This is a genomic window from Legionella sp. PATHC035, from assembly GCF_026191115.1.
Classification (GTDB): Bacteria; Pseudomonadota; Gammaproteobacteria; order Legionellales; family Legionellaceae; genus Legionella.
Genome location: NZ_JAPHOT010000001.1, coordinates 197677 through 214266 on the forward strand (window position 1 = coordinate 197677; position 16590 = coordinate 214266).

The window sequence follows — 16590 nt, forward strand, 5'->3', positions numbered from 1 at the left end:
TTAAGATTAGTTATTATTGCAGCGTTTGTCAAATGAAACCATTCTTGATTCACAGAGTTATCACCGAATTGAGACTAGCATCATTTTCATTTTTTTGTAATTTTTCCTTATCACTAAAAAAACCCAACGTACAACTGGAAGTAGACGATTCAATATGACTTTTAGGTGGCATTTTAATTGCGGCTTCGTCCTGTTCCTTTTTTAAGCGAGACAAGAATAAGTCTTCTTTCAACTGGATAAAAATATTATCTGAATCCAACTCTTGAATATAAAATGCATCGCGATATTCACTATTTTTTATATATTTTGCAAATTCATCGAGATGATCCATTTTCGATGAAACCCAATCGATATTTGCTCCGCGCATCATTAAAAAAATACTTAATTTAAAATGACTATGTTCTAAGGCTGTACTCAGTATTGGATCAAGGTTTATTGAGAAAAGCATTTCTTGACAGCCCTTTTGTTTATCTAAATGCTGAAAATAAAGCTTCAATAGCAATTCTACGGTAGGTAAAAAACCCTTTTCTGCCGCCACATTTAATAAAGATTGGCAATCGATATGTTCAAAAGACGGAAAAATATCAAATTGGAGTATTCCTTTAATTAATTGGGTATTACCTAATTTTACGGCCTCTTTTAATAATTTGAATTTATACTTTTCATTAACAAATTTATGTCTTTCTTCTTTGGTAATATGATTGATAATGACTTTTAATGCTTCAAAATTCTCAATTTTCAAAGCACAAAGTATGGCTTCTTTTTTATCATCAATGTTGATTACTTTTTGTTCCAATAATAACTTTAAAATACGCACATCAGCCTGTCTGCAGGCAAAATATAAAGCGGGAACCCTTGCTTTCAAACCTCCTTTAGCTTTTTGTGCTCTTTTTACCAGAGCACCTCCATCTAATAAAACTGCAGTGGTTTTAAAATGGCTGTTTTTGATAGCAAGCTCTAGAGATGAAAGTCCATCTACTTGTTTTTGGATATCCGCACCTGCGGTAAGAAGCATTTTTACGTGTTCGGTCTTTCCCAATTGAGAAGCGACCATCAGTGCTGTCCAATCTTTGTAATTGGGCGTATCTATATTTTCTCTTCCAAGAGTATGAATCAGTTGCTCCAGATCATGTATGTCTCGATAAACTACTGCAGAATGCAAGGTCATTTGTTCTTGGGGAGCGCTTAAAACAGGGATACATTTCTTTTTAAATTCAGCGTTACTGATTTTTTTAGATAAAATAACATGTAAATATTTTCGTGTCGCATGCAATGCTTTTTCATAAGCATCACTTTGATCCAAGCAAAGCCATTTGTACATCATTTTATCTTCTTGTAACGCGTTTACCAATCCCGGCTCATCCTCAATCAATTCACGACACAATGAAAGTTTAAATACTTCAAAAACCTCAAAAAAAGAATGGCCTCCGCTGTTGTATACCATCAGGGCAGCAAATGCGGTCATATATTTTTGAAATGAACTTTTATGATAAATGTGGCCTAGACGTTTTTCTAATATCATATTTCTGATTTGTGCCAATGTAGTGCTGGAAATACCGTTAGAATAGGGTTGTGTCATTCGTGAAAATAAAAACTGTGTCCATTGGCTTTCTATCATGAAACTGGCTTGATCTGCGGAGCGTTGAAAAGGTGATACAGATAGTTCTGTTGTCTTTTCATCATATTGAGCATCTACAGCATTGACTACATCATGGTACAAAGGAAGTGGTGAGGTGGATTTCATTAAACCTTTTGCCGTCGTTCGTACTTTATCATGATCTTTTTTAATGATTCTTCCTCTTCCATCCATACCCATGGTAAACACAGTATCACTACAAAAATCAACCGGCATCGTTTGATCAATCTGGGTATTTAATGTGGACAGACTCGTACTGCATGCAATTTCCAACAAATTGGCACAGGCCTTCTTAGATAAACCGTAAAAATTATTTTTGGCTAACATAGAAATTATTTGTGCATATTCGGTTTCATATTTATTAAGTATTGAATCCATCTCTCCCTTAAGAATTTTTTCTGCTTTTTTTATATGAGTCTTATCAGGGACAGGTAAAGCAAATAAACGTTTTTTTAAATTTTTTGTAAACTCAATTAATTCGCTTTGATTGAGGTCTTCGGCATTGTTTTGAAGAAGATAATAAGCAAGTTGTGTTTCAAAATAGCGTCGAGTAGGATCTTCATTAATGGTGAGAGGATCGGATTTAACCGTATATTTTTTAGATAACAAAATACGTCGAATTTCTTTAATAAAACCAAATTCTTCCTCGGACTTAATGCCCTCAATGTAAAGCAGATTTAATTGATCGATGATCGATAAATCTACCTTTGCACGAATACAGGCATCCGTTACAAGCAATAAACTTTCACTAACAGATAAAATAACTTCACCACCGGATTTATTTTCAGGTATGTACTGAATTAAATAGTTTTCAATTAATTCTAGAGAAAAGCTCATAATAATCGTCCTTAATTTTTATGAGTAATCATCCAATATACTGCTTAATTATTTTTGCTTCAACTTGTTGGTTTTTAGTGATTTTTTGAAGGCTGAGATCGACATGCTTTAAGCCATATCCTTAATATGAAAAGATTAGTAAGTTTTGTCAGGCCAAGGCCAAGCCTACATATCTATATCTTAAATACTACATCCCCTTTAAATGTATGAGATTCGATAGTACTTATTATACTTATCTTTCTTAAAACATACTTTTTGTAAAAAAAACGATAGCATAATTCCTGTTTTTTCAGGTAGGATGAAGAGGGTTTTTATTGTTATTTTTTTTCAAGGAGAGAGTATTGTGGGCAAACTTACTGTTTATGGAATGACCGCTGTTGAAAAAGCAAAAAGAGAACGTACGGAAGCATTAAGATCACTAACTTCCAAACCATTTAATATTAATGACGAGGAACAACAAGCTACGTTAAAAAAATACATAAATGACTTCGAGTACAATGCAAATCTCATGTATCTTTTCCAAGGAATGAGTACCGGACTAACGGCTTGGGGTGGTTCTTGGCTTGCTGGGTTTCTTTTACCGATCCCTGAATTTGCTAAGTACTTCCTAAGTATGTTTCTTTATTGCGGCGCAGCGGGTTATATTCTGCAAAATTTTAGCCTCGCTGACTTCCATAATCAGCTCGACGAAATGAAAGTAATTTACAACTGGTGCTTGAAGAAAAATCAAACTGAATATGATGGAACTGACAATACCGCAATACTCTCCAACTCGGATGTCCAGCGTATGATTAAATTGATGGCCCCACTCTGCCCTACTGAGTTTATGTGCGTATGGAAGAAAGTAACTTCTACAGAAGAAACTAAAACCTCAATTTGGAGTAGTTTCTCCTATGCCTATTCACTCTTTTCAGCACCCAAAACCGATATTGATCTGAATCGTCTTCAAGATTTAAAAGCCAGTGTAGAGCGTCGAGAACTTGATGTGGGTATCTATAAAGGGGCAGAGAGTGCCGTTCATTACTTCGCGACAGACACTCATTTTAGAGAGCTTTTGATTGCCAAAGTACAGCAATCAGTTGAGCAAATAAAAGGGATGTGGCCATCAGTACTTAGCTGGGGACATTCAAAGTCTGAGTAATGACTTGCATTTAGAGTCATTTAAAGCCTGGTGAAGCGTAGCATAATCAAAGATTTTTTTACATAACGATCTTAATTAGGGATCTCTTGGTTCTAGCACTTGTGTTACGATGGGAGAGCCCTTTCCAAGCTCAGGATGACATCCGTGCTTCTATGCTCGCCTTAGCCTGACGATACAATTGTTGCAGTGAAACTACTTCTTAAATAGAACCCTCGCGGTAAGGTTTTGATTTTATTCCCATGAATATCATAACCGTAGCATAAAGATTTTCCATTTGCGGCTTTAGGCCGTACTTGCAAATACTCCCCTTCTTTAGCATCCACGCTTTCAAGATGCCCAGTACCAATTTGTAAAGACAAATAATTCCAATCTGCCTCTAGAATACTCTCTTGCAGTCGATTGGGTGACCATATAAATCCTTGACCAATCCTCCTTTCTGGATAAGAAATGTCTGTATCTCCCTCAACTGGAACCCACAAAATTCGTTTTAATTTAAGGTAACACTGGGATGTCTTCCATTCTTGTCTATGAATGGTAAGTAGAGGAATGGAAGTAATAAATGTTGATTCGGTGGGTTTTCCTGATTTATTCAAAGGAAGTGTTTTAAGTTCTACGCCTAGAAGTTTAAAGTCAGGCAATGATTGATTTTGGGCATCAGCACCTAAAGCTAATTCAATGGCCTGACCGACCCATCCTTTTCTGTGATTGGGATTAGCTGGAATAGATAAACCGAGACTTAAACCAAGTTGTGCAAAACTGAGACCAGCAATAGTGGCGCAGCGTTCAAGTAATTCAGCTTCAGTTGTCGGTGGTCTGTTTTTTAGTAATGAGATCACCTTGTCCCTCTTTAATTTCAATGGCAATCGGTTCGATAGGAGGTTTAATATTTGCTGCTTTGAATTGTGTCATTATGGCAAATAATACTTTAGATTGAACCTCAATTCGAGTATGGATTTGCACGTTAATGAAATACCGAACCTCAAACTCCAGCAAGGCTTCATCAATTTTTTTAAGAAACACTTGAGCCGGTGGATCCCCTACAATTTCTGGGGTTGTTGCCAAAATATCCTGTATCAGTTGCTGAATCATCACGGGATCATCAGAACGACTGACTTTTATAGGAATAACGGTTCTGACAATACCGTCCTGATGTGTCCAGTTAGTAAAAGGCTTATTAAAAGTTTCTGCATTAGGAATCAATACCTCCATATTGTCCCAAGAAGAAACTCTCATAGACCGAATGCCGATATGAGAGACACGTCCTTCATGTTCACCTACTGTAACTAAATCCCCTTCTCGTACAGGTCTTTCAACAAGTAACATCAGCCCACCAACAACATTGCTGGCAAAATCACGTAAACCAAATCCCATACCGACGGCAAGTCCGCCGATAATCATTGACATACCGCTAAAATCAAATCCAAGCACATGGAGAGAAACAAAGCCACCTAAAAGAACTATTGCATATTGACTAAAAACCGAAAGACTATTTCTTATCCCGGCATCTTTAGCATTTTTATACAACCAGCGATAACAAAATTCGCGTGTCCATTTAGCAGCCCAAACACAAACTGCAAGTAGAATAAAAAAACCTATTGTGCTGGTGATAGTGATATGGATACCTGGGATATTGACAATCGTATATTGAGCAAATTTACCCAAGCTGACCATCACCCACGAATCAGAATGCCAGCCAAATAATTGAAATAGAACCAACATGCTCGCAACGAGTAATAGAATCCGCAAAATTTTGTCTAGGGGTTTTAAAAAAACTTCAACCCACAACCATCCATTACGCAATGAGGAAATCATTAATTCTGAAAACAACTCTAAAGCATCGAATAAAAGGCCTCTTGAAAGAATGTAACCTACAAGAACAAGTAAAGCATACGCCTGATATTGACTCATATTCCATGCTAAATTGATGAATCCTAATAAGCCGATGACAGCAGTAGTAAATAATGTTATCGGTACAAGGATCACCAATAAAGAAATGGCATTTTTCACGTATCTTTTTTGACTTTTCAATAATGGACGAAGAAGATACGGAATGACGTCCTTACTTTTCCATATAACCAGGGATACTGTTAAAATAAAGAGCATAAATAAACGATTAAATATGTCTTGAAGCAGTATCGATAAGGGTAATGAATGACCGAGAGTCATTAAAGCTGTAGTCCATCCACCAAAAAGTAATAACCATTTTAAACGGTAATAAAGTTTGACATCCTTACCTGATGAGTCAGTAATTCGCTCGAGCAACACTAAGCGCGCTATCAAGATTAAAATCTTAAAAGTAAACCATACCGCAATTAATTTAAACAACAGCTGATAATTAGAAAAGGAAATATGGGTTACGTAGAGCAACGCCCATAACATAGAAACGATGCAAAAATAAGGTATATTTCGTTGCACTAAAACCAAAATACCATCATATAGATAACCGGTTAAACGGGAACGCTCTTTATCTCGACGAAGCATTCTTAAAATACGGCTTATCATGAAGAAAAAACCTGCTATAAAGACAAATCCACCCCATAAGATCACCATAGATAAAGGACTTAACCATAAATAGCTGTCGTAAACTTTTAGACTCAATGTGTTGATGTATTTATAAAATAAACCAGGAATCGCTGCAATTTTATTAAGGATAATAGGCCAGCTGCTAATATTGTAATCCGCAAGAGTTTGTCGAGCAGACATTAATTTCTTGAGCTGGGTTTGATAATCAGACAAATTCTTAATGAGTAGGTGTTTTTGAACACTCGCCTCTTTAAGTTGCAGCGCTAAGGTATCTTGCAAGGACCGTATCGATTTTTTTAAGTTAACAGGACCAATAAGCTTCGTTTCATTATTCAGAAAGTTGCTTATTTGTTGGATTGTTTTTTCAACTTTTGAATATTGACTTAAAGCATCTTTATAAATATCGGTGATGAGTTGTAAATTTTTTGTATCTGGATTTTTAAGATAAATAATATCTGCTCTTACTACGGTCTTTTGAATATTTAAAGCATTTAAATGATTTTGAATCGCTGCAATATGTTGATTGTTCATCAATAGCATGGCTTCATAATCTGCCGCAGAAAGTGGTTTTGATGACTTAGAATTTTTCTCTGATTTATTTTGGGTATTGGTCTCATAAAGTACAGCCAAACGCTTATTTAGTTGTTCTTTTAATGACTTAATTTGTGCTAGTTTTTGCTCGAGCACAAAATTCGAATGCCAGAGCTCCAAATGTTTAATCTCTTCACTCAATGAGGATTGATATTCTTTGGCAAGTTTTAAATTTTCAATGATGAGTTGAGTGGTTAGCTTGTTGATGTTAAGCAGGTTTTCTACTTTTTCTACGCGCTCAGGAATCGTTGCATTTTCTTTCGATATCGGCATCTGCTGAAGATGCTTCAAACGCTGATTTAAATTATTTTGTTCTTTATATTGATGGTCAAGGAAACTTTCCAAGCTTTCAATCTTAACGCGGCTCATCGAGAGAATGGCCGAAACTTGCTTCATTTTGGCATTAAACTCTTTTTCACTTTGAAGCATGATTGGCTGCTTTGTTTCCTGAATGGCTTGTGTTAAATGCGCTTTCTCTTGGGCCAAATATTCAGTGAAACTAGCCGATTTCTTGGCCGGAGCAGCTATAGCTAAGGAAGAACAGCAAAAAAAGAAAAATAAGAAACTTAAATATCTTCGACTTTCTGAGCGTGATTTGATTTTTGTTAATAAAGAGCTCTTACTATACACACAGGGAGACCTCTCCAAATTAACTTCAACATCAATTGGATGAGATATCCCTGGCTTTGCAGGGATGATCAATTTTTTTACGAGGCTGGCTAGCTTTCTACCCAGCTTGTTATTTAGTCTGTATCGTTGGAGCAAGTCTTATTCCTAATTCAGTTAATTGCGCGTTACCCGTAGGTGATGGCGCGCTCGTTAAAAGACACGATGCTGTTTGAGTTTTAGGAAAAGCAATAACATCTCTAATTGATGTTGAATCTGTAAGTAACATCGCTAGGCGATCAATACCCAGTGCGATACCGCCATGCGGTGGCGCTCCATATTGTAAAGCATCCAATAAAAAGCCAAACTTTTCCTGAGCCTCTTGCTCATTAATTCCAAGCAACTCAAAAACTGCTTTTTGTAAATCAGATTGATGAATACGTATGGATCCCCCTCCGATTTCATAGCCATTTATTACTATATCATAAGCCTTGGCTAAGGTTCGTGTCGGATTAGCACGTAAATTGTCAGGTGATAGATCTTTGGGTGAAGTAAATGGGTGATGCATCGGATTTAATTTGTTAGCCTCATAATCCATTTCAAACATGGGCCAATCAACAACCCATAATAATTCCCACCCCTCTTTAAGCAGCTTTCTATCATGGCCTAACTTTATTCTTAATGCACCCATCGCTTCATTAACAATATGGTTTCTATCCGCACCAAAGAAAATAACATCTCCAGTTTTAGCTTCTGTGCGTTGCAGAATTGCCCGTACTGCATCTTCGGAGAGAAACTTTAAAATGGGAGATTGCAAACCGGTCATTCCTTCATCCACATTATTTACTTTAATGTATGCAAGTCCCTTGGCTCCATAAATACCGACAAAACGACCATAATCATCCAAGTCCTTTCTGCTTAGATCACAGCCACCTGGGAGTCGTAATGCAATCACTCTGGATTCAGAATCATTTGCTGCCGCAGAAAATACTTTAAAATCAGAGTCTTTGACTAGGTCAGCCACATCAATGAGTTCTAAAGGATTGCGCAAATCCGGTTTATCACTACCAAAGCGCCGCATGGCTTCAGCATAGGGCATTCTGCGTAATTTTTCAGGTAAATTCACATTAAGAATTTGTTTAAATACCGTTTTTAATAAACCCTCGATAAGGTTGAGTATACTTTCTTCATCAATAAAAGCCATCTCGATATCAAGTTGTGTGAATTCAGGTTGTCTATCGGCTCGTAAATCCTCATCACGAAAGCAACGAACGATTTGATAATACTTGTCAAACCCAGAAATCATAAGTAATTGCTTAAAAAGCTGTGGTGATTGGGGCAACGCATAAAATGACCCTTGATGAACTCTCGATGGTACCAAATAGTCACGTGCTCCCTCTGGGGTTGCTTTGGTCAGCATAGGGGTTTCAATATCAAGAAAATTCTGCTGATTAAGATAGGTACGAATACAACTAGTTAGCTGATGTCTTAGTGTGAGTTTGTGCTTCATTGATGGACGACGCAAATCAATGTAACGATATTTATAGCGTAGATCTTCATTCACAACTTGAAAATCATCAGGTAAAAATGGAGGGGTTGGTGATTGGTTAAGAATTTCGAGCTTGCTGCCAATTACCTCGACTGTACCTGTAGCCATCGCTGGATTAATCATCCCTTCGGGTCTTTTACGTACCATTCCGGTAATTCGGACCACAAATTCGGAGCGTAATTTTTCTGCATCAGAAAAACATTCTTTATTCTCTGGTTCATAAACTACTTGCAGAATACCTGAGCTATCACGTATATCAAGGAATATGACACCACCATGATCTCGACGATGATGAACCCAACCACATACAATAACTTCTTTACCTAAACTTGACTCATCGACGCCCAAACAGTAGTGTGTACGCATATAAAAAACCGCCTATTTAAATTTTTACAAATTGTTTGTTAATGCAGCCTCGGACATTGGCGGCATCACTCCTAGAGAAATTATAAATTTCAGTGCCTCATCAATACTCATATCTAACTCAATAACATCAGTTCTTGGAAGCATCATAAGAAAACCTGAAGTGGGGTTAGGAGTAGTAGGGATAAATATTGAGACCAATTCTTCCTTTGTTTTATTATTTATTGATGTACTTGCTGCCCCTGTTTGGAAAGCAATGCTCCATAATCCTTTGCGTGGATACTCAATTAAAACTACTTTTCTAAAAGCCTCACTATTTGTTGATAATAGGGCATTAATGACTTGTTTTACTGTTTTATATATTGATCGAACGAGCGGAATTTTAACAAGAATCGATTCCCCCCACTCTACTAATCGCTGTCCGAAATAATTAGTTGCGATAATACCAGTAACGAGCAAAATAATAAGTGATAAAATAACTCCTAAGCCTGGAATATAATGGCCAATTAATTGTTCGGGTTGATACGCTTTAGGGATCAGAGCCAAAGTATTGTCAAGTAAGTCAATAATAAAACGCAATACTCCTATAGTGATGAGAATGGGTAACCAAACCACCAATCCAGTGAGTAAATAGCTTCTTAATGACAATGCTTTCACTTAGGGTCACCGTCTGTAGTAGTTTTCGAGGAAGAAGTATCTTTTGCTTTATCTGCTGTACCGGAATCATCATTTTTAGCAGTAGCTTCTGTAGATTTAGTATTTTTGTTTTTAAAATCAGTAGCATACCAACCAGTACCTTTGAGTTGAAAGCCAGCAGCAGAGATCAGTTTTACCACTGTATCTTTATAACATACAGGACACTGTTTGACAGGCTCATCACTAATTTTTTGCATTAAATCAAAGTGATGATTACAACTGGTACATTGATATTCATAAATTGGCATCGAAAACGACTCCACTAACTTCAGATAGTTCAAACTAACCTATTATTATAACGAACTCCGAAAGGATGAACAATACGTTAGCCGTATGACATGGGCTTAGATTGTTCATTATTCCTTTGAGTTTTCTAAATTTTTATAAATATTTTTCGTCGATATAAAAAGACAGCTACCAGAAAGTTTAATAAAAGAAACACTATGGCATAAAAAAGCCCTGCATTTTCTTGACTAAAAGTTCCAAATAAATATTCAGCGATGACTACACGCAACACGTCTTGAGATCCATCGGCTAAGTGAAAAACAAACATGGATTGAATTTTCAGTAAAACAATGTGAAAAATAAAAATAAAAAGTGCATTCATGCCAAAAATCTTAAATGGAATAGACCATTTTGTATAACCCAATACATCGATAACAAAAAAACATAAGCCAAAAACGATAAGCGAAAAACCACTACTCCATAAAATAAAAGTACTTGTCCATAAATTTTTATTAATAGGAAAGCTGTAACTCCATATCCAGGCTATTAAAAGTGACAGCAACCCCACTGCGATTAAGGTTGCACTTTTCTTTTGTTTACTGATTTGAGTTAATAAAAAGTGTCCTGTTAAAAGCCCCAAAAGTGTTGTAGCGATTGATGGGATAGTACTTAAAAGACCCTCTGGATCAAAAGTCTTAAATAATAAATGTGCGGGAGAAAATATTTGACTATCAATATAAGCGCCCCAATTGTTTGCCCTAGTTAATTGATCCGTAGCAGAACCAGGAAGTGGAACTTGAGTTAGGAAAAACCAATAACCAATAAGAATCCCGAAAAAGATAATAATTTGTGTGCGAATGGAGGTACGAAGATAGAGAATCGAACAGATGAAGTAACATAAAGCAATACGTTGCAAAATTCCATAGTACCGTATCGTCGATAAATTAATAATTTTTGGAAAAACACTAAGAAATAATCCAAAAAAAATTAAAAGAAAGGTGCGCGTTAAAATACCTTGGTAAAGTTGGGCATTACTTGACTCACTGATGTGTTTGTTGAGACTGATAACCGTTGTGATCCCGACGATAAACAAGAAAGCGGGAAATACTAAATCTGCTAAACTGCAGCCATTCCACTCAGCATGCATTAATATCGGATAAGAAACCCTTGTTCCAAGGCTGTTCACTAATACCATCAATGCCATAGTTAGACCACGGAAGACATCTAACGATAAGATACGCTGATTATCAATTGGATTGCTACTCATATAAGAAATTCATTAAAAAAGAATTATGATATCAATAATATGCTAAGTTGTCTTCAAACCGCGCACAGGAACATCCATGTGATACACGTAATGTTTGATAATTTGTTCTGCTTGTTCACAAGTTAATGGCTTGCTGATCGCTCCCTCCATAAAATAATGTTGGCAATCATATTTGACCACATCCGCTTCAAAACCAGTCAAAGCGATGATGGGAACATGATGATTTGTATTTTTTTCCTTTTGACGTAGTTGTTTTGCAACGACATATCCTGAGGAGTCTTCAAGACCAATATCCATTAACACGAGATCATATTTTCCTGGATGAAATAATTTGATAGCGCTATCAGCAGAATCTGCTATATCGACGTGACAATGTAATGCAGTTAAGAGTGCTTTTTCAACATTTTGCGCAATTACATTATCTTCCACCATAAGCACAGTAGGTAAATAACCTTCTTGCAGGGAGTGATCAACTTTTTGATTATTTTCTTGTACCGCATTGGCATGAGTTTTCAGTTGTTTATTTAAAGTAACATTGTTTAAAATAACAATTAGTCCAATTATTTTTTTATTGCGGTCATGCATTGGTATTCGCGACGATTCAAAGTAATAAGCTGCACCCGTATTGTCTTCGATAGGTTTTTCTTCGACATGATGTTGTGGAACACCCGAAAAAATTACCTTCATATCGTCTAATTTTAATTCTTCTACCCGTTGCTTATCCCAGTGTGCAAACTCCTCCATTTGCTGATAAGGCGAACCCTTCAGATCTTTGATCGTATTTAGTCCAAGCAATTTGATGAAATTATTATTACATCCTTTGAGATTACATTCAGTATCAATCCAGTACACAATGTGGGGCATTGAATTGATAATTTCCATGTAATATTGATGAATGGAATCAATCTCATCTTGAGATCTGTTTTTAGCGTGGGGTGACATGCAAATACTCCAATAATTTATCATTTCGCATGTAAATTATAGTACAGGTATCGTATTTTGAGTTTTTAGTTTGAATGTGCAAGAAGTTAAGTATTACCATCGGACACATCCTCATCCAACAGCCCATTTAAGAAATGGTATTGGCTCAATAATATCCATTAAGTACAATTCTTGCATTAACATGGCCTATACTAAAACTATCAGTGATGTAATTCCATCATATCTATGATCGATTCAAATAAATTTCAGCGGCTATATAGGATTATTGATTTCTTAATAGCATCCGATTCCGCGCCCTCTTTTTGGAGGGGTACTATTCCAAGTTGGAAGGGTACTATTCCAAGGACACAAAATCTCCCTGCTACCGTTTTCTCTATGAGTGAACTGTTCAAAGAACATGAGAGTAGCCCTTTTAAAAGCGACTTATCAGGACAAATAAGATTATTAATAAATTTAGGAAAAAAAGCAGAGGCTGCATTGAATGCCGAAGAAAATAGTGTTACGGAAAAATTGAGTACTTTTAAAATGTTCAAAAGCCTTTCTAGAGATCCTATAACACAAGATTTTTATGAAGCGATTGCTCAGTTGAAAGATTTAGATAACCTTCCTGAGAATGAGCAAAATATCTTAATCAATGAGGTTAAAAATAAATTATTAGACATAATTCAGGAGAGGAAGAGTGTTCATTACAAATCTCCTCGCTTAATGACGGACATATTACACGAAGAACAGCAAGAGCGATTACTAAGGTCTCAATTACAGCTCCATGCTGCCGAAGATAGAACAATAACCTATATTTACAGTGATACCCCTCCATCACAAGTTTTTAGACAAGGATTTAAATCAAATGGATTAGATCGAGTACTATTTGATGGAGTATTGGGAAGATCTGTTGATAAAGAATCAAGTATGTATCTCACCTCTCAAAATCACTTGGATTTAAAAAAAGCCCAGAAACATAAATATGTTTATGTTGTAGATGTTTTCTCTTCAGCAATAGTAAATACGAATGATTTTTCGAGAAACCCTGATCCCAATCTGAGTTTGATACCACGTGCTGTTGAGCGTAGCGAAGTCGTTGGTTGTTTCCAATTAAAAGCTGGAGAAAAACCTCAAATTGTACATGTGGAACAAAACAAAGAGTATAAAAAGTCAATGGTTCCAGGTGAGAAGCTACTATTTCGAGCAGATAGCCGTCATCACTCTGGTGATCCTTCAAAAGATGCTGCATTGCAGATTTTTCAAGAAGGTTCAAAGAAGTCAGAACAAACAAAAGTAACAACACAAAAAAAAAGTGAGAGTGTATTTAAGTCTGGGATGAAACCATGGACCAAATATTCTGATGATTACGAAGGGCATATTGATAAACGAACACCAACCATTTTTATTTCTAGCACTGACGACATTGTACGGGCACTAAAATTTCCTGAAGAGGTCAAAGCAAATGAAAAGCGTTATATTTATGTAATGTATAAACCTGAACGAACAATTAAATCAAAAGACCTTTATGCAAACAGTCTACATGCAATCACTGATAGTGAATATTTGGTACCAGGCGGTATTTCAGGTGAACATATTATCGGTATGTATACCTATGACAATGGTAAATTCACTTCCTTTGATCCTAATCCTAATTGTACGGTAAATATCGGGAGTAGTCCTAAAGATTTTTTGGAGGAGCGTGGCTTACCCATACCTGAAGATATGGAGAACATCGAGGAAAAGCATTCAAAATTCGAGCTGTGATCAGATCAATATATTACTCTTGATTTTCAGAACCAATTCTTTATAGTCCTCTACCCAGAGCAGCCCCAGGAACGTATCATCGGGGATGGCCATGTAAAAGCTAACGCAGAATCCACTCAATTTGTTGCTTTAAATCAATGGGAATTTCGGAAAGCTCCTCAAGCTCGTAATCCATATAAGGATTTTCAACTGTACCCGTCTCTTGATGCTGCCGAATTTTCTTATCGCGCTCTTGGTGTAACCATAAAATCTGCGGCTTAAATAAATGAAGTATCCCTTCAACCCATTTGTCCAGTACTTGCCAATAGGGATCATCCTGTAAACTCATTTTGTAGCGTTTAAGCAAACGCGCACTGTGATCAGCAGGATACCAAATCTCGGAGGTTACCCAGCGATTCACAGTGAATAAGCGTATGGGTTGTCCTAATTGATTCATACCAATAGCGACTAAATGAGTCATTGGATTATCAATATATCTGTCCCAATCGGCTAAAGGTGCGGGTTTGATACTTTTAGGAATCTGTTTGTACCGTAAAAAACAATGAAAATGGCCGTGCTCAGTACTTTCATAGTTTTCCCTATGGCAGTGATAAAAATATTGAGCCCCCGTTTTATGATCGATACGATCTCCCTTAGGGTAATGACTCATTCGTTCGAAACGACGCTTTTTATTTAAGGTGTAATGAAGAATGTTTTTACCCTTATTGGTCGTCATCATTTGTTGTGATTCTAAAATTTGTTTGGCGTAATTCAAATAGATATTCTTATGCCACTTACTTAGTTCCGGTAAGGTAAAATCTGAATGGGTAATCATATTTCTTACTTCATGAAGGAAAAAAGAAGAGGTAGTAAAAACTACCTCTTTAAAAGAATAAAGATTACAGATTACTCGCCAGAGCAACCACCGCAACCTTTACAACCTTTGCAACCTTTACAACCTTTGCAGCCAGCACAACCTTTGCAACCTTTGCAGCCTTTGCAAGTGCTAGTAGTTGTAGAGGCGTCATCTGCATAAGCAACAGAAACTACAGGAGCTGCTAATACAGTTAATAGAGCAGCTACAGCTATTGTTGATTTTTTCATAATTTTACTTCCTTGATAGTTAATGATTTTTAACCCAATTAGATATTAGCAAAGAAATTGGAGATTTTCTTCCTTTTTTTTAAAAAAGTTTAATTTTTCAGGCATTTTTATCGCATTCATTATGCTTCAAAAATAAAAAATCAGGACAGCTCTTTTTTCGAAACCAACAAAAAGAATTTATCCAACATTCTTGCACTTAAAATCCATTTAAGAAAAATCATGAGATGAGCTGGAAATGTTACCGGATACCTGATCCTAGGTCTTTTAGATTCAATTGCATGAATAAATTTATTTATTACCGCATCGGGTTTTCGAGTAAAAATAGAGTCCGCTTTTTTTTGCTTATAACTTGTCAGCATTCTTTCATATTGTTTGGAGAAATAACTATTTTGCACATGAATATGACTTAATGATTTATCCACACTGTTATCTCGAAAATGGCTTTCTATTGGACCTGGCTCTATTGTAATGACATCAATACCTGATGATTTCAATTCCAGCCTTAACGTATCACTAATCCCCTCTACGGCATATTTTGAGGCATTATAAGCGCCACGAAAAGGCATACTAATAACACCTAAAATGGAACTTAAATTAATAATACGGCCATATCCCTGCTGACGCATCACGGGTATGGCAAGATTTGTAAGCTCGACTAAGCCAAAAACGTTGGTTTCAAATTGTGCACGTAATACATCGCGTGAAATATCTTCCAGAGCCCCTGCTTGACCATAACCTGCATTGTTGATTAGAACATCTAAACGTCCTTTTGTTAGAACGAGCACTTCATTAAACGCACTTTGAATTGAAGATGAATCCGAAACATCCAGTAGAACCGCTTCAATTCCCATGTCCAATAGTTTTTGGACATCCTCCTTTTTTCTGCACGAGCCTATCACTCTGTGCCCTCTTTTTTTCAGAGCAAAAACAGCATCAAAACCTATACCACTGGAGCAACCAGTAATTAAAATTATTCTTTCCTTCATCTTTGAAATCCAAAAATTGCTCATGAAAATTATTTATAATCTATAATTTATGATGTAACAACAAAAAGATGGGGTTGCACCATGGAAAAAGTTAGCATCCAAAGTTACAAAATGGTTACGCGTCTTCTGCTCTCCGTTACCCTACTGATAGGTTTTTTCTACAGCAGCATAGTAAAAGCTGATTCACCCCCTTCACAACTACCTGGCCAGCAGCTTGCTTATTTTATTGGATACCATTCCGGCGGTTATTATGAACCACCTCCCTATTATTATCATCGTCATCATAGAAATCTGTTCTGGACCCCCTGGAGATATGTAGGTCATGGCTGTCGGAGCAGCTGTCTTATTGACCGCTGGAGTGGTCGTGTTATTCGTTGTAGAAGAATGTGCCGATAATAA

At 36.5% G+C, this 16590-nt stretch carries 14 protein-coding genes; 3 read left to right on the top strand and 11 right to left on the bottom strand.

Going from position 1 to position 16590, the window contains the following annotated elements; genetic code table 11:
- Positions 1–49: 49 nt before the first annotated feature.
- A complete protein-coding gene (locus OQJ13_RS00890; RefSeq protein ID WP_265708506.1) occupies positions 50–2473 on the bottom strand; it encodes an ankyrin repeat domain-containing protein in 2424 nt (807 codons plus the stop codon).
- Between the two features lie 343 nt (positions 2474–2816).
- Here OQJ13_RS00890 and OQJ13_RS00895 point away from each other — a divergent pair, with 343 nt between their 5' ends.
- Positions 2817–3614: a hypothetical protein gene (locus tag OQJ13_RS00895; RefSeq protein WP_265708508.1), complete on the top strand. Its 798-nt coding sequence runs from the start codon at positions 2817–2819 to the stop codon at positions 3612–3614.
- Between the two features lie 161 nt (positions 3615–3775).
- Here OQJ13_RS00895 and mutH read toward each other — a convergent pair whose 3' ends face one another.
- The 7 genes from mutH to OQJ13_RS00930 all read right to left on the bottom strand — a co-directional run bounded on the left by mutH (position 3776) and on the right by OQJ13_RS00930 (position 12376).
- Positions 3776–4450 carry a DNA mismatch repair endonuclease MutH gene (mutH, locus tag OQJ13_RS00900; protein WP_265708509.1) on the bottom strand — a complete coding sequence of 225 codons (675 nt, stop codon included), beginning with the start codon at positions 4448–4450 and terminating at the stop codon, positions 3776–3778.
- Complete coding sequence (locus OQJ13_RS00905; RefSeq protein ID WP_265708511.1) at positions 4413–7493, bottom strand: mechanosensitive ion channel family protein; 3081 nt, start codon at positions 7491–7493, stop codon at positions 4413–4415. Before OQJ13_RS00905 ends, mutH begins: the two co-directional genes overlap by 38 nt.
- Positions 7468–9249 (bottom strand): aspartate--tRNA ligase, encoded by a 1782-nt coding sequence (gene aspS / locus OQJ13_RS00910; RefSeq protein ID WP_265708513.1) that lies wholly within the window; start codon positions 9247–9249, stop codon positions 7468–7470. Before aspS ends, OQJ13_RS00905 begins: the two co-directional genes overlap by 26 nt.
- A 24-nt stretch (positions 9250–9273) precedes the next feature.
- Positions 9274–9903 carry a DUF502 domain-containing protein gene (locus OQJ13_RS00915; RefSeq protein WP_265708515.1) on the bottom strand — a complete coding sequence of 210 codons (630 nt, stop codon included), beginning with the start codon at positions 9901–9903 and terminating at the stop codon, positions 9274–9276.
- Positions 9900–10190: an FmdB family zinc ribbon protein gene (locus OQJ13_RS00920; RefSeq protein WP_265708517.1), complete on the bottom strand. Its 291-nt coding sequence runs from the start codon at positions 10188–10190 to the stop codon at positions 9900–9902. The genes OQJ13_RS00915 and OQJ13_RS00920 overlap by 4 nt, the downstream gene beginning before the upstream one ends.
- A 125-nt stretch (positions 10191–10315) precedes the next feature.
- The gene (locus OQJ13_RS00925) at positions 10316–11434 is read right to left on the bottom strand and encodes an acyltransferase family protein (protein ID WP_265708518.1); all 1119 of its coding nucleotides are present in this window, start codon (positions 11432–11434) and stop codon (positions 10316–10318) included.
- A 42-nt stretch (positions 11435–11476) separates the two neighbouring features.
- A complete protein-coding gene (locus OQJ13_RS00930) occupies positions 11477–12376 on the bottom strand; it encodes a response regulator (protein WP_265708519.1) in 900 nt (299 codons plus the stop codon).
- Positions 12377–12751: 375 nt separating this feature from the next.
- Here OQJ13_RS00930 and OQJ13_RS00935 point away from each other — a divergent pair, with 375 nt between their 5' ends.
- A complete protein-coding gene (locus tag OQJ13_RS00935; protein WP_265708520.1) occupies positions 12752–14122 on the top strand; it encodes a hypothetical protein in 1371 nt (456 codons plus the stop codon).
- 100 nt (positions 14123–14222) lie between these two features.
- Here OQJ13_RS00935 and OQJ13_RS00940 read toward each other — a convergent pair whose 3' ends face one another.
- The 3 genes from OQJ13_RS00940 to OQJ13_RS00950 all read right to left on the bottom strand — a co-directional run bounded on the left by OQJ13_RS00940 (position 14223) and on the right by OQJ13_RS00950 (position 16191).
- Positions 14223–14936, bottom strand: a complete 714-nt coding sequence (locus tag OQJ13_RS00940; RefSeq protein WP_265708522.1) for a DUF6969 family protein — start codon at positions 14934–14936, stop codon at positions 14223–14225.
- A gap of 71 nt (positions 14937–15007) precedes the next feature.
- The gene (locus OQJ13_RS17020) at positions 15008–15205 is read right to left on the bottom strand and encodes a hypothetical protein (RefSeq protein WP_265704740.1); all 198 of its coding nucleotides are present in this window, start codon (positions 15203–15205) and stop codon (positions 15008–15010) included.
- A gap of 140 nt (positions 15206–15345) precedes the next feature.
- On the bottom strand, positions 15346–16191 hold the full coding sequence (locus OQJ13_RS00950; protein WP_265708526.1) for an SDR family NAD(P)-dependent oxidoreductase: 846 nt from the start codon (positions 16189–16191) through the stop codon (positions 15346–15348).
- A gap of 81 nt (positions 16192–16272) precedes the next feature.
- On the opposite strand from OQJ13_RS00950, the gene OQJ13_RS00955 reads away from it, so the two are divergent.
- On the top strand, positions 16273–16587 hold the full coding sequence (locus OQJ13_RS00955; RefSeq protein ID WP_265708527.1) for a hypothetical protein: 315 nt from the start codon (positions 16273–16275) through the stop codon (positions 16585–16587).
- The last annotated feature ends 3 nt before the right edge of the window (positions 16588–16590 follow it).

Excerpts from the sequence above, each read along its gene's own strand:
- OQJ13_RS00890 (WP_265708506.1), bottom strand. The coding sequence starts at position 2,473 with ATGAGCTTTTCTCTAGAATTAATTGAAAACTATTTAATTCAGTACATA.
- aspS (WP_265708513.1), bottom strand. The coding sequence starts at position 9,249 with ATGCGTACACACTACTGTTTGGGCGTCGATGAGTCAAGTTTAGGTAAA.
- OQJ13_RS00920 (WP_265708517.1), bottom strand. The coding sequence starts at position 10,190 with ATGCCAATTTATGAATATCAATGTACCAGTTGTAATCATCACTTTGAT.
- OQJ13_RS00925 (WP_265708518.1), bottom strand. The coding sequence starts at position 11,434 with ATGAGTAGCAATCCAATTGATAATCAGCGTATCTTATCGTTAGATGTC.
- OQJ13_RS00930 (WP_265708519.1), bottom strand. The coding sequence starts at position 12,376 with ATGTCACCCCACGCTAAAAACAGATCTCAAGATGAGATTGATTCCATT.
- OQJ13_RS00935 (WP_265708520.1), top strand. The coding sequence starts at position 12,752 with ATGAGTGAACTGTTCAAAGAACATGAGAGTAGCCCTTTTAAAAGCGAC.
- OQJ13_RS00940 (WP_265708522.1), bottom strand. The coding sequence starts at position 14,936 with ATGATTACCCATTCAGATTTTACCTTACCGGAACTAAGTAAGTGGCAT.
- OQJ13_RS17020 (WP_265704740.1), bottom strand. The coding sequence starts at position 15,205 with ATGAAAAAATCAACAATAGCTGTAGCTGCTCTATTAACTGTATTAGCA.
- OQJ13_RS00950 (WP_265708526.1), bottom strand. The coding sequence starts at position 16,191 with ATGAAGGAAAGAATAATTTTAATTACTGGTTGCTCCAGTGGTATAGGT.
- OQJ13_RS00955 (WP_265708527.1), top strand. The coding sequence starts at position 16,273 with ATGGAAAAAGTTAGCATCCAAAGTTACAAAATGGTTACGCGTCTTCTG.